Source organism: Sphingobacterium spiritivorum, assembly GCF_016725325.1.
In the GTDB taxonomy this organism is placed as follows: Bacteria; Bacteroidota; Bacteroidia; order Sphingobacteriales; family Sphingobacteriaceae; genus Sphingobacterium.
In genome coordinates, this window is record NZ_CP068083.1 from 2,177,249 (window position 1) to 2,202,604 (window position 25,356).

General features: G+C 39.7%; 20 protein-coding genes. 11 read left to right on the top strand and 9 right to left on the bottom strand.

Features of this window, described 5'->3' with window-relative positions; translation table 11 throughout:
• The first annotated feature begins 58 nt into the window (after window positions 1–58).
• The 3 genes from I6J02_RS08955 to I6J02_RS08965 all read left to right on the top strand — a co-directional run bounded on the left by I6J02_RS08955 (window position 59) and on the right by I6J02_RS08965 (window position 4,118).
• A complete protein-coding gene (locus I6J02_RS08955) occupies window positions 59–1,252 on the top strand; it encodes a metallophosphoesterase (protein WP_236582380.1) in 1,194 nt (397 codons plus the stop codon).
• A 363-nt stretch (window positions 1,253–1,615) separates the two neighbouring features.
• Window positions 1,616–3,151: an MAC/perforin domain-containing protein gene (locus I6J02_RS08960; RefSeq protein ID WP_201681374.1), complete on the top strand. Its 1,536-nt coding sequence runs from the start codon at window positions 1,616–1,618 to the stop codon at window positions 3,149–3,151.
• A 67-nt stretch (window positions 3,152–3,218) separates the two neighbouring features.
• The gene (locus tag I6J02_RS08965; protein ID WP_201681375.1) at window positions 3,219–4,118 is read left to right on the top strand and encodes a hypothetical protein; all 900 of its coding nucleotides are present in this window, start codon (window positions 3,219–3,221) and stop codon (window positions 4,116–4,118) included.
• Between the two features lie 59 nt (window positions 4,119–4,177).
• On the opposite strand, the gene I6J02_RS08970 is transcribed toward I6J02_RS08965, so the two are convergent.
• Genes I6J02_RS08970 through I6J02_RS08985 form a run of 4 tightly spaced genes read right to left on the bottom strand, consistent with a single transcriptional unit; the run spans window position 4,178 to window position 8,458 of the window.
• Window positions 4,178–4,783: a hypothetical protein gene (locus tag I6J02_RS08970; RefSeq protein WP_201681376.1), complete on the bottom strand. Its 606-nt coding sequence runs from the start codon at window positions 4,781–4,783 to the stop codon at window positions 4,178–4,180.
• A 14-nt stretch (window positions 4,784–4,797) separates the two neighbouring features.
• Window positions 4,798–5,358: a biliverdin-producing heme oxygenase gene (locus I6J02_RS08975; RefSeq protein ID WP_201681377.1), complete on the bottom strand. Its 561-nt coding sequence runs from the start codon at window positions 5,356–5,358 to the stop codon at window positions 4,798–4,800.
• A gap of 23 nt (window positions 5,359–5,381) precedes the next feature.
• Window positions 5,382–6,083: an HmuY family protein gene (locus tag I6J02_RS08980; protein WP_201681378.1), complete on the bottom strand. Its 702-nt coding sequence runs from the start codon at window positions 6,081–6,083 to the stop codon at window positions 5,382–5,384.
• A gap of 2 nt (window positions 6,084–6,085) precedes the next feature.
• The gene (locus I6J02_RS08985) at window positions 6,086–8,458 is read right to left on the bottom strand and encodes a TonB-dependent receptor (RefSeq protein ID WP_236582381.1); all 2,373 of its coding nucleotides are present in this window, start codon (window positions 8,456–8,458) and stop codon (window positions 6,086–6,088) included.
• Between the two features lie 309 nt (window positions 8,459–8,767).
• Between I6J02_RS08985 and I6J02_RS08990 the strand changes: the two genes are divergently transcribed.
• The 3 genes from I6J02_RS08990 to I6J02_RS09000 are packed head-to-tail and all read left to right on the top strand — an operon-like array spanning window position 8,768 to window position 12,505.
• A complete protein-coding gene (locus I6J02_RS08990) occupies window positions 8,768–9,616 on the top strand; it encodes a hemin ABC transporter substrate-binding protein (RefSeq protein WP_201681379.1) in 849 nt (282 codons plus the stop codon).
• A 10-nt stretch (window positions 9,617–9,626) separates the two neighbouring features.
• Entirely contained in the window at window positions 9,627–10,661 is a 1,035-nt protein-coding gene (locus tag I6J02_RS08995; RefSeq protein ID WP_236582382.1) for a FecCD family ABC transporter permease, read from the top strand.
• Window positions 10,662–10,663: 2 nt separating this feature from the next.
• Complete coding sequence (locus I6J02_RS09000) at window positions 10,664–12,505, top strand: heme ABC transporter ATP-binding protein (RefSeq protein WP_201681381.1); 1,842 nt, start codon at window positions 10,664–10,666, stop codon at window positions 12,503–12,505.
• On the opposite strand, the gene I6J02_RS09005 is transcribed toward I6J02_RS09000, so the two are convergent.
• The 5 genes from I6J02_RS09005 to I6J02_RS09025 all read right to left on the bottom strand — a co-directional run bounded on the left by I6J02_RS09005 (window position 12,502) and on the right by I6J02_RS09025 (window position 16,116).
• Window positions 12,502–13,464 carry a helix-turn-helix transcriptional regulator gene (locus I6J02_RS09005; RefSeq protein ID WP_201681382.1) on the bottom strand — a complete coding sequence of 321 codons (963 nt, stop codon included), beginning with the start codon at window positions 13,462–13,464 and terminating at the stop codon, window positions 12,502–12,504. The genes I6J02_RS09000 and I6J02_RS09005 overlap by 4 nt on opposite strands.
• Before the next feature lie 62 nt (window positions 13,465–13,526).
• Window positions 13,527–13,853, bottom strand: a complete 327-nt coding sequence (locus tag I6J02_RS09010) for a nucleotide pyrophosphohydrolase (RefSeq protein WP_003008656.1) — start codon at window positions 13,851–13,853, stop codon at window positions 13,527–13,529.
• The gene (locus I6J02_RS09015) at window positions 13,822–14,913 is read right to left on the bottom strand and encodes an alpha/beta fold hydrolase (RefSeq protein WP_201681383.1); all 1,092 of its coding nucleotides are present in this window, start codon (window positions 14,911–14,913) and stop codon (window positions 13,822–13,824) included. Before I6J02_RS09015 ends, I6J02_RS09010 begins: the two co-directional genes overlap by 32 nt.
• Window positions 14,913–15,371, bottom strand: a complete 459-nt coding sequence (gene dtd, locus I6J02_RS09020) for a D-aminoacyl-tRNA deacylase (protein WP_201681384.1) — start codon at window positions 15,369–15,371, stop codon at window positions 14,913–14,915. Before dtd ends, I6J02_RS09015 begins: the two co-directional genes overlap by 1 nt.
• A gap of 82 nt (window positions 15,372–15,453) precedes the next feature.
• Window positions 15,454–16,116, bottom strand: a complete 663-nt coding sequence (locus I6J02_RS09025) for a helix-turn-helix domain-containing protein (protein WP_201681385.1) — start codon at window positions 16,114–16,116, stop codon at window positions 15,454–15,456.
• A 92-nt stretch (window positions 16,117–16,208) separates the two neighbouring features.
• Here I6J02_RS09025 and I6J02_RS09030 point away from each other — a divergent pair, with 92 nt between their 5' ends.
• The 5 genes from I6J02_RS09030 to I6J02_RS09050 all read left to right on the top strand — a co-directional run bounded on the left by I6J02_RS09030 (window position 16,209) and on the right by I6J02_RS09050 (window position 25,315).
• On the top strand, window positions 16,209–16,598 hold the full coding sequence (locus I6J02_RS09030; protein ID WP_002997592.1) for a hypothetical protein: 390 nt from the start codon (window positions 16,209–16,211) through the stop codon (window positions 16,596–16,598).
• 4 nt (window positions 16,599–16,602) lie between these two features.
• The gene (locus tag I6J02_RS09035) at window positions 16,603–17,316 is read left to right on the top strand and encodes a PspA/IM30 family protein (protein ID WP_201681386.1); all 714 of its coding nucleotides are present in this window, start codon (window positions 16,603–16,605) and stop codon (window positions 17,314–17,316) included.
• Window positions 17,317–17,468: 152 nt separating this feature from the next.
• Window positions 17,469–18,149 carry an OB-fold-containig protein gene (locus I6J02_RS09040; RefSeq protein ID WP_201681387.1) on the top strand — a complete coding sequence of 227 codons (681 nt, stop codon included), beginning with the start codon at window positions 17,469–17,471 and terminating at the stop codon, window positions 18,147–18,149.
• Window positions 18,150–18,170: 21 nt separating this feature from the next.
• Window positions 18,171–20,291 (top strand): SPFH domain-containing protein, encoded by a 2,121-nt coding sequence (locus I6J02_RS09045; RefSeq protein ID WP_201681388.1) that lies wholly within the window; start codon window positions 18,171–18,173, stop codon window positions 20,289–20,291.
• A 185-nt stretch (window positions 20,292–20,476) separates the two neighbouring features.
• Window positions 20,477–25,315: a DNA repair ATPase gene (locus I6J02_RS09050; RefSeq protein ID WP_201681389.1), complete on the top strand. Its 4,839-nt coding sequence runs from the start codon at window positions 20,477–20,479 to the stop codon at window positions 25,313–25,315.
• Window positions 25,316–25,356 lie beyond the last annotated feature (41 nt).

Consider the following 25,356-nt stretch of genomic DNA (forward strand, 5'->3'; position numbering starts at 1 on the left):
TGAACAACCTGAAGACCGGTTTATAACCAGCCGGTCTTTTTGATACCTTAAATCTATTATGAATACAAGAAGATATTTTCTAAAATCAATGGGCGTTGCTTCGGCAACATTTGCGTTATCTGCTCATCAGCAAGCATTCGCACACACTATACAACAACAGGATTTTGATTTTCGCGTCAGACCTTATCTGCAGGATCTGCAGGGAGATCAGGTGACTGTCATGACCCATATTAATCGTAAAGGTTTTACCTGGCTGGAAGTCAGAGCACAGGGGGAGCAACAATTTCGGAAAATCGTTCAGTCTGAAGACGGACTTATTAATGCCAATACCCTCAGTACAGTACTGACAATAACGGGTCTGCAACCGGGTAAGACATATGAGTACCGGGTATATGCAAAGGAAATCCTCACGTTTGAAGCTTACAAAGTCGTTTATGGCAAAGAGATAAGCAGTTCCTTATATGTATTTAAAACTCCGGATGCAAATAGTCAAACTACATCCTGTGTTATCTATAATGACGTACATGGAAGAGCACATTCCTACGGACAGTTGCTGGATATTGCAGGTAAACCGGAATTCGATTTTGCGATTCTGAATGGCGATATGTTTGATTACGTTACTAATGAAGAAGACCTTTATGATAAACTGCTTACTCCACTGGGAGAGCGGTTTGCCAGCGAAAAACCATTTTTTATGCTGAGAGGCAATCATGAGACAAGAGGTGCTTATTCTAGAGATTTTAAAACCTTTTTCAGATATGAGGACAATACGTATTACGGAACATTTCGCAGAGGGCCTGTCTCCTGGCTGATGCTGGATACCGGAGAGGATAAACCGGATACAGCAGAAGTATATGCCGGCGTAGTGGACTTTGATCAGTATCGTATCGATCAGGCAAAATGGGCTGAAAAAGTAATGGCTTCAGATGCATTCAGAAAGAGCGATTTCCGGGTGGTTGTTATGCATATTCCGCCATTTTATTCCGGAGAATGGCATGGACCAATGGAAGTACAACGCTTATTTGCACCCTTATTTGATAAATATAAAGTGGATGTCGTGATCAGCGGACATACGCACACTTACGGGTTTCATGAAGCTACCGCAAAACATTCTTATCCAATTTTTATTGGTGGCGGACCTAAAGAGGGAAACCGGACACTTATTCACGTAAAAGCGGATAACAGGAAACTAGAAGTAAATATGATTCTGGATAATGGATCTAAAGTCGGCACATACAGCAAAACACGTTGATAGAAAGCTTTAAAAGAATAAAAACAAGTAAGGGATATCTGCATCAGATATCCCTTTTTTTATAGCACAATAATGATTACTGTGTTATTGTTATTTTGGTTTACTAATAACGGATTCCCCTATCTGATATTGTATGGCTGATCTGATGAATCTCAAAGAGTATAATCGAATTGAATAATGGTTTTATATTTTTCTTTCTACGGGCTGCTAATATAATAAATGTGTTAATATTATGTTATTCAAAAGGTAGAGTAACTTTAATTTTATTTTTTCTTTTTTAATTCAAAAATATATTTAGATTTGCTATTATTTATAATAATTCTAAATAAAATGAAAAGTAAAATCTTAATTTTAATAACATTTTTGGCAGTACTATCTGGCTGCCGAAAAGATCTCGTTGTTTCCAACAATAATACTACATCCAGATCCGCTGGCGATAATGACCTCGATCTGTTAGGATTTGGTTACAATGCAGAAGATAGATTTGCGGATGAACGTTCCGCTAAGGCCAAAGTTATTGATGTAGAAAAAATACGAGCATTTCCCGATAATACGAATAGGATAGAGATCGGAAATATAGGTGGTCAGAATACGATTGTGGTCTCAGGAGAAGATGCAAAAAGCTACGCAAAGAATGTGACAAAGAAAGTGAATGTGAGTGCAGGCATGCTTTTATTTAAGGGAGAGCTGAAGTCTACTTTTGTGGATGAAGACTTCAATTCATCTAAATATTCTTATGCAACTCTTGAAAAACTCATATATAGAAAAAAATTAAGTATCTATATGTCTGTTAACGATGTTAAGAATAAATATCTGACTTCCAATTTTATTGCAGATTGTGAAACGATGTCTCCTGCAGAATTAGTATCTACCTATGGTACACATGTACTAACAGATATAACATTGGGAGGAAGATTAAAATTAACCTATCGTTCTCAAATAAACAGTACGAATAAAACAAGGAAAGTTGAGGCAGGTGTAAATCTGGGTGGAATTAAGATTTTCGGACTTGGCATATCTGCTGACGGAAATATTAATTATAGTCAGAACGAAATAACAAATAATACCAACCAGTCATTGATGTATCAGGCGATAGGTGGTGATCCTTCTGTTAATATTACCGGAAATGTCAATCTGAGTAACCCGAATGTGCCAACAGTAGATATAAATCAATGGCAAAGTACAGTTTCTACCCAAAATTCAAGACTGATAGGAATTGGTGAAAATGGATTAATTCCATTGTATGAACTGGTTCCGGGTCATAAGGGAGAGGAGGTTAGGAAATATCTTTTGGGGAACAAATTTGACTTAAAACGAGGGTTCGAATATTTTTTAAATGGAGATGTTATTCTTCATCAAAGATGGAAAATCTCTAATGGAAAAGTGAATTTTCTATTAATGAAATTTCCGGATAAATTCCGGATAATCGGATTTGAGCCGGCGAATGTGAATGTTAGTAATCTTAGCCATTTTTCAAAAGCATTAATTTTTAATTCTCAAAAAAATAAAGAGATTTTTGTAATTGATGATTTACCATTAATGTGGAATGTAGATCAAAATATATTATCCGGAACGCCAGATTTTTACTGGGAAGTTTATCAAAAGTTTCAAAATTTCTGGTTGAATAATACGGAAAGATATGAAATTGCAAACTTTGATAATGATAGAATTTATTACCCGAATAAGTCCTATGGTGTAGATATGGTAAGGGTATCGGGCACGAATAATTACTATGTGCGATTAAAGACGAGGACAACAATTAATGCAAATAATGATTATCAGGATGAGGTTATATTATATCCTATCAAATTAGCTGATATTCCAAAATACAAATTTACAACAGAGTTTCTGGTCAGTATACCGAATACAGACGGCGCACAGATTGGCCCTGCATTCTAAAAAAATCTAAAGCATGGATACATCCGTTTATTGTTGTATATTCATGCTTTAGTTTATATAGTCTCAAATGGTGTCGAAAGCGATAAAATCTCTTTATTACGTACTGTTAATCCTGATTTCTTTTACGGTGAACGGTACTTTGGTATCTGCACAGAACAATATTGATATTTCTGTTTACCCTAAAGTCGATCTGATTAACAGCAACTGGTCAATAGCCGGAAATATAGATGGTAAGAATCCGAATATTCTTTCGGAGCTGACCTGGAAGGATAATGTAGCTTGGGGTGCAGGGGCCAGATTTTCTGTCATTTTGCATCCGCGAATTAAGCTTTCCTTACAGGCCGAACATAGCTTTATTGTATCCGGTACAGTTCGCGATGTAGATTATTCCGGAGACAACAGAACGCTGGTAGATAGGGACATGACATACGATAGCGGAGAAGGGAATGTTTCTTTTGCGACGCTACAACTTAATTATCTGCTGTGGAGAGGTGGAATCGATGTAGAAGGTTATGTCTTTCCTCAATATCAGTATACCTCACTGACGATGATTGATCCTACTCTGGATCTTAGAAGTACATATAAAAGTAAGCTGCTGGGAGGGGGAATAGGTCTAAAGTTGGGTAAAGTGATAAGTCCAAAGTGGAAAATGTCCTTAAGTCCACAGTTTGCTTTAAATAAGTATACTGCTGTTGCCAATTGGAATTTGAGAGAGGAATTTGCTCACCCGGTGAGTTTTAAGCACAAGATTGATGCTCCTCAATGGTCAGGAGTCTTCGATGTCACTTACAGTCCCACATCTAAACTTTATTTTTTGGCTTCTGCACGATACAATAGTCTGCTAAATGCTAAAAACGGTACAGATCAGTTATTCTATTCAAATGGAGAATCTACACATACCCGATTAAATGAAGTCGGATCTTCTATTGCTACATTTTCTTTAGGTGCCGGCATTTTGCTGTACTAATAAAATAAAAAGGGAGTTGTATATTACTTACAACTCCCTTTTTATGAAATAGGTTCGGATTATTTTACGTATTTCTTGTATTTAATAGTATAAGTCCCCACACTATTTGCCGCCACTACTTTTTCTGCCTGTAATACATAGATTTCATCTGCTTTTTCTGAAAACTCAGAACCTTTATAGAAGACAACATAACGATTTTCAATTGATTTTACTTGATATGTGACTCCATGATCATAGCTTAACCATATAGCAGGATCAAAATTTGGCATTGGAATTTTGCTAAGATCAACCCCTATAGAACTGACTAATTCAAATTTGGTGTTTTTTAGTATGTCTAACGTAATGTTATCAATCGATGTTCCCGTTTTATCTAAATAACCAAGCTTATATGTATTTGGATGAGAAGATCTTAATGAGGCACCAAACATACCTGACAAATTAATTGTACTGTTAATACTATCTGTCTTAGTATTTGTATTAAGATTGTAAAATCCTTTTGCAGATGCAGATGCAACAATTGTAGCTGTTTGCACAGTTGCTTTACTATCTTCGAGTACTACTGGTTTAATCTCTTTATCATCATCTGAACAGGAACTAAATCCAAGAGTTGTTAACGCTAAAAGTGAAATAGCAAAGCTATGTTTAAGGGTTTGAGTAAATTTCATTTTTTAAAAATTATTTAGGATAAGATATTTGCATTAAAAGTTTGTCCAAAAGAAGAAAAAGTTTGTTGAGCTGCAGTAATAGCTTCTTCTATAGCTGCCTCTTCTGTTACTTCAGCATTGATAATTCCGGTAAACTTAGCCCAGTTTTGGTGCGATTGTTCCCCATAGCCATTGAAGAAATTAAAACCTGTTTCAATGCCTCTTTGTTGCAGCATTTTGACAATATAGGGTCCACCCATAATAGAGCCTTCCAGCACGTATAGTGCGCCTATAGCTTGTGTAGCATTGTGAAGTGGAGGAAGAACTACTGAAGGAAGTTCTGCCAGAGATCCGCCCAGGGCTTCAATATCCTGTGCAATATGGGATGCATTTCTTCTCACAGCATAATAAGGTTTCAGGCTTTCCGGCATTAAATTGTCTATTTGCTGCTCTATCCCTGAAAAGAATACATAGAAATGTTTTAGCAGATCAGCATAATCTGCATTGTTTTCAATCGCCTTTAGCTTATATACAACCGTTTTTTCTAATTCCTGGTGTCCTTGCTTTGTCGCTTCTTTGATTTGCTCGTTTAACATATCGTATTAATTTTTAGAATAAATTACTTGGTTTTTAAATTTTTAGATCCGTCTTCCTGGACGAAATATTTGAATGTAAAGTACGGCGCCGGCCAGTTAAGATCAGTGACAGCCGGCGGATTGCCTTTATAGATATTTACAATTTGTAGTTTGGCATATTTTCCGTTCGTTAATCTGATCACATAAGTTCTGTTTGGTACTACAGCTACCAAATGATTTGTCAGATTATAATTGTACCAGCCCTGAGAATCTTCATTTCCTATCATCCCAAAATCATTGAGTTGGCTCTTATCAAAATCTGCATCACTTGGCGCTGTGCTGACTTTGTCATAAGACTCTTTCATCAGTATTACCTTATGTCGGGATGTATTGCCAAATGCAGGATTGCCTGTTAATTGACCATTGTTCAGATATAGTGTACTATTATAAAAACCCGAGAATGCAATATCCCAGTCTGTTCCTTTAATATATTTAGCCGAATCGGCTGCTGTCTTTAACCAGGTTTGTTTCTGGTCCGAAAACCGGAAGAGAAAAGTATGGAAATCGCGTTTTTCTTTTCCGGGAGCACTGTTACCTACAGAAGCGTCTACATCTCCTGCCAGGTCAGTAATCACCGTACTGGTACCATCACTCAGTTCGACATTGGGACCGTCATTGGATTTGGAACAGCCTGTCCATAAAATCATTGCTGTAAGGCAAATAATAGCGTATCTGAATTTGTTCATAATTAGTGTTTTATTAATCTGTAAGATATGCCTGCTATCAGTGTCCTTCCGACCTGACCAGGTATGAGATAATTTATATAGTTGGATAAGTTTTCTCCGTTAAGCCGGATTGTTAACGGGAGCTTATCAAATTTCTTTTCTATAGTTGCATTATAGAGGATATGATCATTGACAAATACATCATATCTATCTATAAACTGGTTGCCGTTTGCATCTCCGAAAGGATAACGCCCTCTGAAATTGGCTCTGAGATTGAGTGTCATATTCCAGGGTTTGAAGGTATACATAAGGCCTACATTGAATTGATGTCTCGAGCGGTTTTCGAGTCCCCAGTAATCTTTTGCTGTAGGAGGGTAGGAGTTGCCTGTAGCCGGGTCGTGTATATTCTGATTATATGGCCAGTTCCCTGCGCGTATACTGTCTTCTACACTGAGATCTTTAGCGATAAGGTATTGATAGCCGGCATTGAGTGTCAGATGCTCTGCAGGCTGAGCTGTGACTGTTACATCAAACCCCTTATTGACCGATTCAGGTAGATTCTGGTACGAATAAACGGCCATATTCCGTGTTCCGGTAGCGACCTGTATGCTGTTGATCTGGTTTTTGAGTTTATGGTGAAAATAGCTGCCTTCTACAGTATATTGTTTACTGATCTGCCAGGTAAATCCGGCATTGAATGATGTATTCTTTTCCGCCTGAAGATTACGGTCTAATTGATTGACAACATATTTTCTGATCTCTGAGATCTCACCTGCTTCTTCCATTTTTGTCAATGTTTCCCGTAATACTTCATTACCTATGACATAATAGTTGGCCGCCGGGTTATAGAATACCTGATATCTGGATTTAAAATCAGGAGCTTTAAAGCCGCTTCCGATGCCAGTCTTCAGAATTAGCTGAGGAACTACGGTATACTGAAGTCCCAGGCTTGGACTTAGTTTTCCGCCAAATCCTTCCGTATAATCATAGCGCAGTCCTGCTGTCAGCTTGAGCTGTTCCAGAAGTTCTTTGTTGCCTTGAGAATAAGCAAAGTAAGAGTTCTGGCTACGTGCTGCAAAGTTATTGACAGCTTCCATATGTTCCTGATTAAATCCGGCTCCGAAAGTTGCATTAAAAGTTTCACTGTTATATGCTACCTGCTGTTCCAGGCGGTGGATGTACTGGCTAAATTTATCATTTGTCAGTGTTGCCTGCTGTTGCTGCGTCCTGACATTGATATCAGACTTGTAGTAAGAGAAATAATAAGTTGATAATGATTTCCACTGTTCATTAAATCTTTTGTCAAAATAGACAGAAGTGTTAAAATCATGTTCGCGTTGTCTGTCTTCTGTAGCGTAATTCTCACTGTAGACTCGCGTCATATCCGAAGATCGGGTGTTCAGTCTGGCGTTCCATCCGATGTGCTGCTGATCACTTCCGATCTGATGGCGCACTTTTCCCTGGATAGCCATGTTAGTATACGGAGGAACGCTAGTTCCCCCTTCCATATATTGTTTATTGTTATTAAATCCATTGGTATGATAATAATTAGCAGATACAAGAGCAGAGCCCTTACCGTTATTAAATGATGTTTCTCCTTCTAGTGTGGCATCCAGAATCTGGAAACTTCCATAGTTGAGACTGGCATGCAATTGAGGGGTAATCGCTCCCAGACGGGTAATGATATTGATTGCTCCGCCTAAAGCATCGCTTCCATAGAGACAGGAAGATGCTCCTTTTATAATTTCTATGCGTTCTATATTTGCCACCGATATGCGGGACAGATCAAAGTTTCCGGAGTTGCGTCCCAGCATAGGCTGTCCATCGATCAGAATCATAATATACTGACTTGAGAATCCCTGCATCTGCACACCTACAGACCGCGCACCACCGGAAGTATTATTTACAATAGCAATACCCGTTTGTTCTTTCAGTATCTCATCCAGTCTTCTGCTACCCATCAGTTCGATTGTTTTTCGATCTATTACAGTTACCGGCATAGCTGCATTGGCCGGATCTATAAGCGTAGGTCTGGCTTTGTTAGTTTGTGTGATGGCGACCTCATCCAATACTTTGTTTGATTTTCTAAGTACAAATTCGCGCTGGCCACTGTCTGTACCCGCTATGTATACCGACCCGGTATCGGTGACGAAACCAATGGCTGATATACTGTACTGATAGGTGCCCTGAAAAAGCTTGTTAAACCGAAATACTCCTTTTTCATCTGCTGAACCAACAATATGATCCGGCTCCAGAATAACAGATGCACGAGGTACAGGATGACCTGACTCATCGAGGACGATCCCCGTGAATACGTTTTTTTTCTGGGCTTGTGCAAGCTGTATGTTTCCTGCAACAGACATCATGATAAGAATAAGAGAAATAAAATACTTCAATTTTTATTTGTAATAAATCTAAATAACTTTGCAAGTATCATCAAACTTTGCCATAAAGTATTTATGTTATCTGTAATTTTATTTGTTTATTCTGTATTTTATTTTGTTCAAAACGTATTTTTATGTTTCGATAGTAATCAGATATTCGGATTGTAAATAGTTGTTTTACAGTGTTTTATTTTTGAAATTTAGTTGTTTTCATATCCTCTTTCAGATGTATTCTTATGCAGTAATCTATTTGGAATTGGTTTAAATAAAGGGTTGCTTTGTTGTATTCAAATTCATGAAAAAATATCAAATCATATAAATATGCAGAGGTTAAACATTTTTTTTATTGCACTTATACTGGTGTTGTCCGGGGAGGTAAGTCTTGCTCAGCAATCTGTACCCAAACGTATTGTCAGTCTGAATGGTACACTTACAGAGGTCGTGGATGCTTTGGGATTAAGTAAATCTATTGTTGCTACAGATGTAACAAGTGATTATCCTGCCTATGTAAAGTCTCTCCCAAAAGTGAGTAAGAACAGATCTGTATCTGCGGAGGGAGTATCTGCATTTCGTCCGGACCTGGTATTGGCTATAGAAGGTGAACTTAATCCCGATGTTCAGAGCCAGTTAAAAGCACTGAAAATACGGGTAGCATTAATAAAGCAGGAATTTACGGTTAATGGCGTAGTGCAGTTAGTGAAATCAGTAGGCAGTGCTGTGAATATGAGTACGCAAGCCAATACTTTGGCGACACAATTACAAAAGGATATCAATCAGGCCGTTGCGGCCTCGAAATCCAAAAAAGCAGTAAAGACAATGTTTGTCTATGCACGAGGTGCCGGTGCGATGAGTGTAGCCGGAGATAACACAGCGGTTGATGCTGTTATTAAACTGGCCGGAGGTCAGAATGCACTGAAAGGATTCACCGGATTCAAAACATATAACACGGAAGCATTAGTCGCTGCCAATCCGGACGCTATATTATTATTTGACTTTGGTCTTTCCAGTCTTGGCGGAAAAGAAGGTGTTCTCAAAATGCCGGGAGTCAATCTGACTACAGCCGGTAAAAACAAACGAATTGTGACGATGGATGCTACATTGCTCAATAATTTCAGCATTCGTCTGCCACTTGCTATCCGTACATTGCACGATAAAATATCGGCTAATTAGTATGTCCGGAATGAAATATATCTTGATTTACAGTTTGCTGAGTATATTGCTCGTTCTGGTAATGATCTTTTCTCTGGGTATGGGCTCTATACGTATTCCAAGTCAGGATGTAGTGGTGATTCTGTTACAGAAACTGCATATGTTTTCCGACATAACGATGGATGAACTGAATGCTAATGTTATTTATCAGATTCGTCTGCCGAGGATTTTGCTTGGCGTACTGGTAGGAGCGGCATTAGGTGTCAGCGGAGCTGCTATACAGGGTGTATTCCGGAATCCGCTTGCCGAACCGGGTCTTATGGGAATTTCTACAGGAGCTTCATTATTTGCAGCCATTGTCATTTCTTTTGAGGCAGCGCTTGCAGCAGCTGTATCTGCAGCATTCAATTCTTACATGCTGGCCTTTGCGGCTTTTGTGGGAGCTTCACTGGCGGTATTCTTTGTGTACCGTATTTCTATAACGGATGGCAAACCTCATATTGCAACGATGTTGTTAGCCGGTATTGCTATTAATGCATTTGCAGGAGCTCTTACCGGATTGCTGAGTTATCTGGCTACGGAACAACAACTTCGTTCCATTACCTTTTGGTCACTGGGAAGTCTGGCCGGGGCCAACTGGGATACTATAAAAGTTTTATTTCCATGTGTGCTGATTCCTATAATGGCGTTACCCTTCTTCGGGAAGAAGTTGAATGTATTTGCCTTGGGAGAGTCACAGGCAGAGATGATGGGTGTCAATACCGGAAAGCTAAAGATACTGGTGATTACGTTCTCTACATTGGCTGTAGGAGCTGCGGTTGCTTTTTCGGGAGTTATCAGTTTTGTAGGGCTGCTGGTGCCGCATGCCATACGTCTGGTAGGAGGAGTGGACAATCGGTATGTGCTGGTCGCTTCGGCACTGGCCGGAGCACTCGTTCTTACCTTGTCAGATCTGGTATCACGTACCGTTATTCAGCCGCTAGAACTTCCTATCGGGGTAATTACGGCACTGCTGGGTACACCTGTGTTTTTATATATATTGATTAGGGATAAAAGTAAAATGTAATTATGATGATGTTGCAGGCACATTCTTTATCTTATCAGGTCAAAGGAAGAACCATTGTCAGAGATGTTGATTTCTCGGTTTCTGAAGGCGAGTTCTTAGCGATTATCGGATCAAATGGAGCAGGGAAGACATCTTTGCTTCGTCTCATTGCCGGTGATCTGAAACCTTCGGATGGCGAACTGTTATTCAAAGGCAAGCCGGTAAAGAATTATAAACTAAAGGAGCTGGCATTACACCGGGCATTGCTTCACCAATCGAATGCAATGAGTATGCCCTTTACTGTTGAAGAGATTGTAAGAATGGGGCGTTATCACCTTTCAACGTCAGTGGAACAACACGAAATAGCGGTGGCGGAGACCATGAAAATATGTGCTGTAGATCATCTTTCCGATCGTAAGATCCAACAATTATCCGGAGGGGAGCAGCAACGTGTACATCTGGCGCGTGTATTAGCGCAGGTATGGGATCAAAAGAATGTATTGTTGTTATTGGATGAACCCATCAGCAGTATGGATATGCAGTTCCAGCATAAAACACTGGCCATTGCAAAGGCTCTGACGAAAGTGGGTTTTACGGTTGTAGCTATTCTGCATGAACTTAATCTGGTCGCGCAATATGCAGACCGGGTACTGATGATGAAATCCGGCCGCAAATGGTGGGACGGGGCGCCAATGGAAGTCCTTACTCCGCAAAATATATTTACCATATTTGGGGTACATTCTCAGGTTTCTATTATTCCTGAAACACTGACACCACGTATAGATCCGATGACAGTTGAATTTACAGCGACAACATTCAATTCAAATTATAAACACTATCAACATATGGAACTTAAATTAAAATACGAAGCATATAAAAAAGAAAATCCTAAGGCACGGATTTACGATTGTGCCAAAGCTTTGCAGGTTAGTGAAATGCAATTACTGCTGACTCAGCTTTCTGACGATGTTGTTTTGCTACAGCCCGAAATGATTTCCATTCTGCAGGAAATAAATCAGCTCGGCTATGTAATGGCCTTGACCCGTAATGAAAGCTGTGTGCACGAACGCAAAGGTGTATATCCCGTGCCTACAGTTACTGATCATGTGTTGCTGTTCAATGATGAAGATATAGATCTGCGTATCTTTCTGAGCCAATGGCACTATGCATTTGCGGTTCGGATGGGTCCGCTTTACGGTTTACAGTTTTTTGATCAGAACGGAACTGCTGTACACAAAATTTATCTGACGGAGGAGAGCGACCATAAAGCCTATCACCGTCTTGTCGGCAGATTTAAAGCTGCAGATCAAAACTATTTTACATTGGAATCAGAAAAAGAATATGTAGATGTTCATATTCCGGATAGCGAAGTGGATGTGACAGGTTTTCAAAAAGACTGGTTAGCGATGAAAGACAGTCATGAATTTTTTGGAATATTAAGAAAATACAATCTCAAACGTACGCAGGCGTTGCGACTGGCTCCGGAAGGAAGAACTAAGCAAATAGAAGTGGAATCTTTGACTGAACGTATAGAATCTGCCAGTTCCTTACAGGTGCCATTAATGATTTTTGTTGCCAATAAAGGTTGTATTCAGATCCATACAGGACAGGTAGACAAGGTAGCAAAGATGGCAAACTGGTTTAATGTGCTCGATCCCAAGTTTAATCTTCATCTGAATATGGATCAGATCAAAGAGGTCTGGATCGTAAGCAAACCTTCCACAGACGGAGATGTACATGCGCTCGAGGCCTATGACAGTCACGGAGAACTGATTGTTCAGATTTTCGGAAAACGTAAGCCTGGTGTAGAAGAATTGCAGTCCTGGCGGGATCTGGTAGCTGTCAGAGAGGGAAGTGCGTATTAGCCTCTGATAAGTTCACTCGGAAGAATTCCGTAATATTTTTTGAAAGCATGTGTGAAGCTGGCCTGGTGTTTAAAACCTACCTTTATCCCGACTTCATACATGTTTTTTTGTTCCTGTATAATTAAGCGTTTTGCCTCTTCCATACGGATACGTGTAATGTAATTGTATATTGTCGTACCGAAATGCTGCTTAAAGCCGTTTCTTAGTTTAAACTCATTCAGCAGAACCAGTTTTGAAAGCTGCTTGTGTGTAGGCGGACTGACAAACTGATTTCTCAGTATACGCAGTACTTCTTCCAGTTTCTGGATATCTTCTGCCCGAAGGCTGTCATCCAGCTTTCCTCCCACATGATTGAACTGCTCAAACTGCAGCATGATCAGTTCCAGTACACGGGCATTGACAAAAATCTGCTTGAGCTCATTTTTGGTATTGGTGGTGCGCAGGTCTTCTATTATCTTGATCATCTCTGTGGTAGCAAAGAGATCGTCCTCTACGATAGAAGTAACTGTTTTACTTTTCATACGCTCTTTGAAAAGTGCATGTAAAGGACTTGGGATAGTGACCAGATTATTATAAAACTCCGGTGTCATGATCAGCAGAAAATAAAGGAATTGCTGTCCCGGCTCTACATCATGTTCTTCATACAGCGAGGGAATATAGCGGATATTATGCTTGCTGAAGGTATAACCTCTTCCAGAATCATTTTTAAAAAGAATAAACTGGCTGACAATAGCTTCGCTGTCGATTTCGGATACAATTTTACTCTGCTGCGCAAATCGCATATCGGCCTGCAGGATAAAGATTCCACGGCTTAAGATCTGATACGTAGAGATATCAATCGGAAATTTGTTGATGGCGATGTGTTTCTCCGAAATTGCTGTCTGTGCATGCGGGTGCTCAGGCAGTTCTTCCCAGAATAACCATTCGTTATGATCCTTTATTTTAGCCTTGATAACCATCCTTATCTACAAATATAATCTATTTGTATTTATTCTAAATAGATCCTGCTGTTAAAACTTTGTTACTTGAGCTTTTCGTTATTTTTATGTCGGTCAGCGTCCCGTATAGATTTCTTCTCCAGATTCTTTTGCAGTGCATCCGTCAGATCTATTCCTGTCTGATTTGCTAGACACATAAGCACAAACAGGACATCAGCCATTTCGTCCGCCAGATTCACTTCTTTATCCGACTTTTTAAAAGACTGCTCTCCATATTGTCTGGCCATAATCCGGGCCACTTCACCCACTTCTTCCATCAGCATGGCTGTATTCGTCAGTTCGTTAAAATAACGTATTCCTGTAGTATTGATCCATTGATCAATGGTCTCCTGTGCTTCTTTGATCGTCATGATTGTGTTGATTTAAAAATTCAATAATATCCTTTGTAAACAGTTCTGGTTGTTCAAAATGAATATTGTGTTCAATGTCCGGATATCTTTTATGCGTAACCCAGGGCTTGAACTGTTTCGTAAATATACGGTTCTCTTCGTCGAATGGTAATGGATCAGCCTCCGAATAGGCTTCCATAAGTAATATCGGAATACACAGGTTACGATAGATAATCAGCGGATCTATAGACGTTATAGAACGGGCAAACATGGGGCTTTTGCTTGGTCGAAGTACTGTGTTTTTGAAATCTTCCGCTGTGGAAAGCCCAAGAAAGGGTTCCAGATCTTTATAAATGATCCACTTGCCTTGTTTATTCTTTGAAATCCACGACAGGAGTTCAAATTGTGAGGACTGATCTGTTGAATCTTTTAAAAAATCAAAAGCAGCCTGTTGGGATTCAAATTCCTGAAGGTAAGGGTTGTTTTGTGGAGAAATAGCGGTCTGTTTTTGAATAAGACTGTCTAATGCAGTATCATTAAGTTTATGGAAGTAACTGTTAAATGCTACAGTACCTCCTTCTTCCAAAATAAGTCCGCGGACGCTGGAAGGATAGCTATCATAAAAGGCTGTGGCTATATAAGCTCCTCTGGAAAATCCACCGATATAAGCTTTTGAAATGTTTAGTTTATCCAAAAGAAAATGTACATCATCTGCCGCATGATAAAGGGATACTTCATGTGCCGGAATCGGAGTCTGTCCGTGTCCGTAATAATCGATCGCAATCACAAAATATCCTGCATCTGCCAGCTGAGGGGCGATAGACATCAGCTCATATGCATTTGTCAGACTTCCGTGCAGCCACACAACTGCAGGGTGCTTACTGTTACCCCAGCTGAGATAATGAAGACGTACATTTGGAGTTTGTATATAATTACCGTGTTCAGCTTCGTAAGTTGTATAAAGTTGCTGTGCCTGACTAAATGAGTTCATGCTGGCCTGTTTCTGAGCTGTGGCAGCCAAGTGAACACATAGCAACGCTATGATCAAAAGTAAAGGTTTCAGACAGATAGGATACGCCATCAGAAATTATCTTTATCCTGTGTATTCATAATGATCGTGACAGGACCGTCATTCCGAAGATCAATTTTCATATCCGCACCAAAAATACCACACTGTACTTCTTTACCTAACAGTTGAGATAGACAGGCCGACATGGCTTCATACATCGGAATAGCTTTCTCCGGACGTGCGGCACGGATATAGGATGGCCTGTTGCCTTTTTTAGTCTGTGCAAATAAAGTAAATTGGGAGATAAGTAATATATTACCATCAATATCCTGGACGGATTTATTCATAAGTCCGTTTTCATCTGAGAAGATGCGTAAGTTGACAAATTTTTGAGCCATCCATTTCATATCTTCTTCCGTATCTGCATCTTCGATACCAATCAGGATCAGCAGACCCTGATTAATTTTTCCGGTGATGACATCTTCTACTGTACATGATGCCTGTGTTACACGTTGTATTACTGCTCGCATCCTGCAATATTAATAAAAATCATAAGACAAGCATTCAAAAGAGAGACGGGATATGCTGTGTTTTTAAACAAAATCCGGCTACTCAGGGAATCTGATTGTATTTACCTTCCAGTTTCCAGAAGTCACCGAGCTGGTCGATAGAAACCGGTTGGGATTTCCATTCATTGAGGACAAGAGATATCTCCGTTCCGTTTTGTTGGAATTTACCAATAAAAAAATCTTCTTTGCTAAAGTATAAACCAAATTTATCTGTCAGCGTATGCAGATTGTCAACCTGCAACATGCCGAAGAACAGAATGTTGTTTTCTTCATTATTAGCCTCTATATGTTTGGGTATAAAGTGACTGTTTTCTACAGCAAGATAATTCTCCTGTCCATATAAGGGAAAGAAAATTTTAGGAATACTTTCGAGGTTATCGTATAATTCTTTAGCCAGAAATACACGTTCACGGGAAAGGAAAGGAATGCCTGCTAAATTTTTTGGTGGAGCAATGGAAGTATTGGCCTCAAAATAGTCGTTGAAATTGAGAATTTCATTTACAGATAGCTTTTTGTCGATCAGATTGCTCAATGGTATGCTAAAATAATTTGCAATTTTAAGCGCAATATCTATTTTTGGTTCAGCACGCATTTCTTCATACGAGGAAATGTTACCTCTTGTTAAGTTAAACAATTCTGCAAAAGCCTGCTGACTGAGGCCTTTTACGTTTCTTAACTTTTTAATATTATAACCTATATTCGACATTTTTTGAAAAAATATGTAAAATTAATTTGCAAAATATTTTTGCATTATTTAACTTTATGCAAACAATATGTGCAATATATAAAAAATAAATTATGAGCTTCTCAAAAATTGAAAAATATATCACAGAAACAGGGTATAAGATTGTTCATAAAAATGAAGATGAAGGAGTCTTTGTTATCGAGAATGAATTGGATGGGATTCGCAATTTAATTGTAGGAGTAGCTATGCCGATAATCATTTTTGAACAATACCTGTTTACAATTCGAAATGAGAGTCTGGAGATGTTTAAAGAGTTGCTTGTTAAGAATCGTGATATTATTCACGGAGGGTTTGCGCTGACAGAGGATGGTGAAAAAGTGATTTATCGCTATACTCTGCAGATTCATAATCTGGATCTCAATGAATTTCAGGCTGCATTGAGTTCCCTGAGTCTGTTGATGAGTGAATACAAAGAACAGTTAATTAGTTTTTCAAAACATTAAGATAATGAATATTTTTAAGAGAATTTTCCGGATAGGACAGGCAGAAATCCATTCGGTAGTAGAGAAGATGGAAGATCCCATCAAAATGACGGAACAAGGTATCCGTGAAATGAAAGATGATCTGGCGCAGGCTTTGGAGGCATATGCCAAAGTAAAAGCACTGGCTATCCGTACAGAGAATAATACGGATAAGAAACGTGCGGAATCTGCAGAATTTGAGCAGAAGGCAATTTTGCTGTTGCAAAAAAATCAAAAAGGAGAGCTTTCAGTTGAAAAAGCGGAGTCGCTCGCAAAAGAAGCTTTGTTATTGAAGAATCAATTGCTGGCGGAAGTGCGGGAGCTGGAAAAACAGACCGTTATTCACAAAGCTTCTGCTGAAGAAATTCAGAAAAATGTAGATATCCTGAAGTTCAATATCTCTAAATGGGAAAATGAACTGACAACACTCAAAGCGCGTGTGAAAGTGTCCGCAGCCACTAAGATGGTAAATAAGCAGTTGGCAAATATTGATTCCAACAGTACCATCAGTATGCTGGAGCGGATGAAAGAAAAGGTGGAAGAAGATGAAGCGCTGAGCCAGGCATACGGAGAGATTGCCAAAGGCAATAAAACTGCCCGTGAAGAGATAGACGAAGCAATTGGTGGTCCTGAATCAGTTAGTAATGAACTGGAAGAACTGAAACGACAGTTGGGGATTACACCGGATAATCCGGCATAATCTACGGATGGCGTCTGCTTTCGTTCTTTCCAAAAAGATGAAGTAAAACCGGAATAGCGTATCCTCCGGAGAGGTGCGATCTGCCGGGATAATGTTTTGAAGGTTTTACTGTCTTTTGGAAACTGTGTTAGTGCAAGATTAATTATAAAACGATGAAAGAAATTATTGACCTGCTTTTTAACCCGCTGTCCAATGCAATCATGACTGCATTGACAGGTATATCTCTGATCTACTGGCTTTTTACCATGCTGATGGGCGACGGGTTTGATTTTGGAGATACCCATGTCAATATGGATGTGGCGGCAGATGTGCCGGATACTGATACTGCGGATGACGGAAATGTGGACACTGATGCAGAGCCCTCATTTTTTACTAAAATGATGGATTATATCAACATCGGAAAAGTCCCCGTAATGGTAATCGTCACGCTTTTTAAGTTTATCGGCTGGATCATAACACTCGTTTCATCCCTTGTTTTTCATCTTGCTGAATATGGAACTAAATCCGTTTTGATTCTGATTCCCGTATTTGTTCTGACCTATTTTATCCTTCACTGGGTATCAAAGCCTCTGGTAAGAGTATACGCCAATGTCGGATACAATGGTGAGGAGGCACTTGATCTGATGGGAAGAGTAGGAAAGATGAAATCGTCCATAGAGGGAGAGCATATCGGGTCTGCAGAATTTGTGATTCAGCAGGACGTCATCCGGCTGAATGTGAGGAGCAATGACAGACAAAAGATCAGCTACGGAGATCAGGTCATTATTGTAGATGAGTCGGCAGACAAGAAATATTATTACGTAACAAAAGATATTAATTTAGATAACATTTAATCACTAAAACCAAATTAACCAATGACTAGTAATACACTTTTATTTATAGACGGATTGACTATGGTGGTCCTCCTGGGTATCGGTATAGTCTTCTTCCTGATCTTTGCTTTTTTCATTATTCTGAGTATGTTCTACAAAAAGATTCCGCAGGGGAAGGCTATTGTCAGAACAGGTATCGGAGGGACCAAAGTTGCTTTCAATAAGGGAATGTATGTCATCCCGGTATTTCATAAAATGGAAATCATGGATATCTCTGTCAAGAAGATTGAGATTAGCCGTATGCAGCAGGAAGGACTAATTTGTAAGGATAATATTCGCGCAGATATAAAAGTTGCCTTTTTTGTGCGGGTCAATAAGTCCGTTGACGATGTGATCAATGTTGCGCAAAACCTGGGTTGTGACCGCGCCAGTGATCCGGAGACCTTAAAAAGTATTTTCGAATCGAAGTTTTCTGAAGCATTGAAGACTGTCGGGAAGAAGTTTGACTTTATCGAACTTTATGAAGCACGTCGCGAATTTAGAGATGAAATCCTTAATATCATTGGTACAGATCTGAATGGTTATATTCTGGATGACTGTGCGATTGATTATCTCGAACAGACGGAGCTCAAATTTATGAGTCCTGAAAATATACTGGATTCGGAAGGTATCAAGAAGATCACTGAATTGACAGCAAAACAGAATATGAATGCCAATCTGATCCGTCGTGAAGAAGAAAAAGTGATCAAAAAGCAGAATGTGGAAGCACGTGAGGCAATATTGGAACTTGATCGTCAACTGGCAGAAAAAGAAGAACGTCAGAAGAGAGAAATTGATAATATCCGTGCAAGGGAAGAAGCCGAGATCGCTAAAGTGCGTGAAGAAGAACGCTTAAAATCCGAAACTGTCCGTATTTCCACAGAAGAATCCTTAGCAGTACAGGAAGAAAATAAACTGCGTCAGATTATTATTGCGGAAAAGAATAAACTTCGTACAGACGCTGTAGAAACAGAACGTGTAGAGAAAGACCGTGCACTCGAGGAGACAGAGCGCCTGCGTATTGTGACATTGGCTCAGATCGATAAGGAACGCTCAATCGAGACGGAGAAAAAAGGAATACAAAATGTCATTAAAGAACGCGTACAACTGGAGAAGGGGGTAATAGAAGAACAACAAGGTGTCAAAGATCTGGAAGTATTCCGTGAAGTAGAGCGCAAGAAACAGGCTGGTGTTATTCTGGCATCGCAAGAAGCAGAAGAAAAATTAATTGCTACTGTAAAAGCTGCTGAAGCTGCTAAAATAGCGGCAGAACAGGAAGCAGAGAAAAAAGTAATCGATGCGGAAGCGGCACGTAAAATTGCAGAGAAAAAAGCACAGGAATTGCTGATTGAAGCTGAAGCTAAAAAAGAAGCATCCTCAAAAGAAGCTGAAGCAAGAAAAATCATTGCGGAGGCGCAGGCAAAAGAAGAAGCAGCTATTGGTCTTTCGGAGGCAGAAGTAATGATTGCTAAGGCTGAAGCAGAAGAACGTCAGGGGACAGCGGCTGCTATGGTTATTGAGAAGAAAGCAGAAGCAATGCGTAAAGAAGGATTAATGCAGGCGGAAGTCGTACGGGAGAAAGCATTGGCAGAAGCATCCGGTATCGAAGAGAAAGCTGAAGCGATGAAGAAACTGGACGGTGTAGGTAAAGAGCATGAGGAGTTCAAATTGCAGTTACAGAAGGAAAAAGATGTAGAACTGGCACATATCCATATTCAGAAAGATATTGCTGACGCGCAGTCTGCAGTATTGTCTGAAGCACTCAAATCGGCGAAAATCGATATCGTGGGTGGTGAAACGATGTTCTTTGAAAATATTGTGCGTCAGGTATCCAACTCCAAAGGATTTGATCATCTGATTGATAATTCGAAGCATGCGTTGGACATCAAGAATTCCCTGATAGGACCTGATGGCAACGGAGATCTGGCAGAAAAGATCAAAGGACTGGCTGATAAATATGGCATCTCATCCAATGATATCAAGAATCTGACGGTCTCTGCGGTATTGATTAAGCTGCAACAGGCTGCAAAAGAATCAAATGATGATGAAAATGCCGGATTTATAAATTCATTGTTCGGCATGGCCAAAAACCTGGGTATATCAAATAAGAAACTGGGGCTTTAATAGCATAAACACATTGTATCCGGGGTGCATTCTTCTATAGAAGGGAGTGCCCGGATACAATCTGTCAACTCATTTAGAAAGAGGTTATTAATGCTTTTTTATCTGATGAGAAGACTCTTTATCAAAGTGGTAGAGAAATAGAATTTAAAAAAAGTAAATAATTCGAAGATTTCTACTTTAATCTTATGGAAGAAAAACAAGATTTTCAACAACATACCAGTACATTGGATTCGGGAGCTTACGAAATCATAAGAAAGCGTCTTCTGGCTCAGCAGGAAGATCTTTCCGCACGATTGCGTGAATTGAATCAGGCAAGAAAGGAAGTTTTTAACTCCACCAGTTTTGTGCTGAAAGCTAATCAAAGAATCACGACAGAAAATAATTGTGTAGCACGTGGTATTATTGCTTTTGATAAGCTCTGTATTTTTGGTTATAATGTACACTTCGGACTGCGTACTGAAATACAATTGAACGATGTTTTCAGTGTATACCTCTTCGAGAATAATCAGTTTGTAGCACAGTCCTTAGATCTTATTAATGATCCTGATTTTGTGGCAGATTATCAGAATCTGTATAAATATTACCGCGATTCTATTTTTTCAAAATTCCGCCGTACAGAGAACTATTTGTATATGATATTTCAGACTAGTAAGAATGCGGACGATCTGAAAGCTTTTAAATGGCTGATCAAAGATGGAAAGCTACATTACCAGGATGACAGAAGTATTCATGAAGTCAAAAAACCTGCTCAGCATGAATTTGAATGGATAAAGACATCGCTGGAAGACAGAAGATTAGGGAAATTCCCTCATATCTCCATTCTGGATAAAGTTTTTATAGAAGCCTTGCATGGAGATATTACCTTCAAAATAGAGAATAATACAGATAGCGGCAAAGGAATTTACTCGGAAAAAGTAACAAATCTCGATCAGCAGCTGGATGATGCAGAATACTATTATGCTGACTTGGGCAACCTGATTGCTATCCGGATCAAACCCTATCAGGAAGAATTCAGAGCATTTATTTTCAACCTCAGAACCAAAGAAGTTGTCAATCTCAGGTCTCTTAATGAATCCGCTATTCTGTTGCCTGATAATCAGGGTGTAATCTTCTCAAACGGATACTATCTGCAGAATGGAACGAATAAGACATTTGATGCCCAGCTGGACGATGTACAGTTTCTGAGAAAGATTGCTTCTCCAAACGGAGAGGATTTTCTGTATGTCTTTGTTCAGGATAAGAGCAATACCTATATTCTGATGTCCTACAATATTATACAGCAATCTGTAGAGACACCGATTATCTGTAACGGATTTACCATTTTCAAAGACGGGAGTCTGATCTATTTTCGTACAGAAGCAGAAGCTACACGTCATCATCAGGTGCAGATATGGGAAACCCCATACATGGCTGTACTAAAAGAAAATGAGTCCCGTAAAGATGATCCACTGTATAAGGTGGGAAATAAACAGATTGTACAGGCGATGGCGGAAGCTCAGGAAGTGGTACAACTGGTAAATAAGGAAGATTCATACGAAGGTCTTTACGAAGATATTCTGAAAAAGTCTAATGCATTGCTGGACTCTTATTTTTGGGTACACGACGATGCATTGATGGATATAGGTGCACCCCTGGCGCAGATCAGGGAAGTGGCAAATACCGCTATTGACGAATTTGTCAAAGTGCAGGCTCAACGCAAACATGCGGAAGAGGTCATGCAGACGACTTCCAAAAAACTGGAAGAACTGATCTTTAGTGTAAACAGTACGGTATACGAATCGCTGGATCAACTCGTGCTACATCTCGCAAATGCGCGCAGACTGCAGGGAGAAATTATTGATCTCAAGAATGTAAGATATATTGATTTGACTGCTGTTGATAAGTTGTCCGAACAATTGGGGACAATTATTGCCGACTTATCAGATAAGACTGTTGCTTTCTTATTGCGCGAAGAAGCCCTGGCTCCATACGAAGCAAAAGTCAGCGACCAGAGAGTAAAAGTCGATGCTATCACAAAAGTGTTTGATGCACAGGCAATCGAAGAAGCCAATGGCACGATATCGGGAGATCTTGAATTACTGATTGATATTCTGAATAGTCTCAAGATAGAAGATGCTACGCAGACCACTAAAATCGTGGAGAAGATTTCCGTTATATTCTCTATGCTTAATGAGGTACGGGCACAGCTGACACGTAAACTCAATACACTTAAAAGTCAGGAAGCTGTTGCGGAATTCTCAGCACAACTGACCTTGCTGGAGCAGTCTGTCGTAAACTATCTGGAGCTGTCCACATCTGCCGAAAAGGCAGATAGCTACTATACCAAAATAGTCGTGCAGCTGGAAGAACTGGAAAGCAAGTTTTCAGGCTTTGATGATTTTGCACTTAAGATCGCAGATAAAAGAGACGAGATCATAAAGGCTTTCAATACGAAAAAAGAACAATTGGTCGAGCAGATCAATAAGCGAACCTCCTCTCTGGAACAGATCGGCTTAAGGGTATTGAAAAATATTGAAAACAAATCAAAAACGCTAGCCTCCCGGGAGGATATTCTGAGCTTCTATGCTTCAGATCTGATGATCGATAAAGTCCGTCAGCTGGTTTCCGAACTGCATACTCTGCAGGATATTTCTAAAGCAGAAAATCTGGAAAATCAGCTTAAGAAGTCTCAGGAAGATGCATTACGTACACTTCGTGATAAGTCAGAGCTTTATGTCGACGGGGAAAACATCATTGCGTTAGGTAAACATAAGTTCACAGTAAACAATCAATCTCTCAGTCTTACGTTGCTACGCAGGCAGAATGAACTGTTTTACCATCTTACCGGTACAGGTTTTTATCAACCGGTTAAAAATATAGAGCTGGCTAACTATCAGGATGTGTGGGATCAGGAAGTGGTCTCTGAAAATGCAGTTGTCTATCGTGCTGAATATCTGGCTTATCAGGCATTTCTAGCTTCAGGACAGTCTGATTTTAAGGCGGAACAGTTTATTAATCAGTATGTTGAGCAAAAATATACGGAATCCTATATCAAAGGAGTACACAATGCGGATGCTCTCCAATTGTATACCGTCATCAAACAGATGGATGAAAAGCTGGACCTGCTGCGATATGATGTACATGTACGATCTGTTGCCTGTATATTCTGGCATAGTTTAGCCGAAGATGAACTTCAGAAGTTGAAAGCATTAATCCATAGTGCAGGAACGGTGTTAAAGACATTTCCGCAGACAAACCGTTTTCAGTCGGTGATCGGTGACATCCTTTTCAGATTAGAAAATTGGAAAGCTCCTGTTGCATTAGAACCCGAAGAGAAGCAAAAGGTAGCCGCTTATCTTTTTAGAACATTTGTCAGGTATGATAAATTTGCAATGAGCGAATCCGCTCATCTCCTGCAGCAGGCATTTGTACGGTTTCTTGAAGAGAAAAAGCTGTTAAAATCATTTGAAGCAGATCTGGACCATGCCCAATTCGGTCTTTTGGATCGTTTTTATCTTATCCTGAACTGGCTGCATTCTTTTGTTGATGAGCATGTCAAATTTGAGGTTGACCGAAAATATCTGGAAGAAGCAGCTACAATCCTGTTGTTTCCAAAGGATGCCTACGAATGGATTTATGCCAAAGATACCGCTATGATTGAAGGATTAAAGGGCAATCATCCGATTCTCGATCAGGGAGTCTATTCACTGGATTACCATCAGTTTATAGGGAAGCTGGAAAATTTTGCGACAGTTAGTGTTCCCCGCTTTGAAGCCTTTTCCAAATGGAAAGATGAGCTTGGTAAATCTTATGAAAAGCAACTCAAGATAAATGAATTTGAGCCGAAGGTGCTGACATCATTCGTAAGAAATAAACTGATCAATGAGGTTTACTTTCCTTTGATCGGAAACAATCTTGCCAAGCAGCTTGGTGCTGCGGGAGACAATAAGCGTACTGCCCGTATGGGTATGTTGCTGCTTATCTCTCCTCCGGGATACGGAAAGACAACATTGATGGAATACCTGGCTAAGATTCTGGGCTTACATTTTGTGAAGGTCAACGGACCGACTATCGGCCATTCTATTACTTCGATAGATCCTGTTGAAGCCAAAACATCGGGTGAAAGGGAAGAACTGAAAAAGATTAACCTTTCGTTTGAAATGGCCGATAATGTAATGCTCTATCTGGATGATATTCAGCACCTGAGTGCTGAATTTTTGCAGAAATTTATCTCTCTGGCGGATGGACAGCGTAAGATAGACGGTATTTTTGATGGAGAGAGTAAAACCTATGATCTGCGGGGTAAACGTTTCTGTATCGTTATGGCCGGAAATCCGTATACCGAAAGTGGTTCCAAATTTCAGATTCCGGATATGTTAGCAAACAGAGCAGATGTCTACAACCTGGGAGATGTAATAGGCGATACAGCGCATTTATTCAATCTGAGCCTTATTGAAAATGCCGCTATTGAAAATCCGTATCTGGAAAAAATAGCCGGTAAATCTTTTCAGGATTTTTATGCTTTGATCGGATATGTACAGCAAGGGAGCGAACAGCTTCCGGATCTGGAAGGCAATTATCTGAAGCAGGAGATTGATGATTTTATACATGTATTACGGCATATTCTTAAAATCAGAGATATCGTGATTCGTGTCAATCAGCAGTATATTCAGAGTGCAGCTATGCAGGACAGTTACCGTACCGAACCTCCTTTCAAAATGCAGGGATCTTACCGTAATATGAGCAAGCTGGTCGCACCTGTATTACCCATGATGAATGATAAGGAGATTGATCAGTTGATTCTGGCGCATTATGAAAGTGAATCACAGACACTTACTGCGGATACAGAATCAAATCTTCTGAAACTGAAAGAAGTGGCCGGATTGATCACGGATAAAGAACAGCAGCGACTGGATGAGATCCGTGAAATTTTCAGAAAAAATAATAAACATGGCGGTATGGCTAAAGATGATAAAGTCTTTGCGCAACTGCTGGAATTTAATGAAAATCTGGAAGGAATAATCCGGGCTATCAAAGGCAATTAAGATAGCAAAGGGGATATTTTCAAGTTGAAAATATCCCCTTT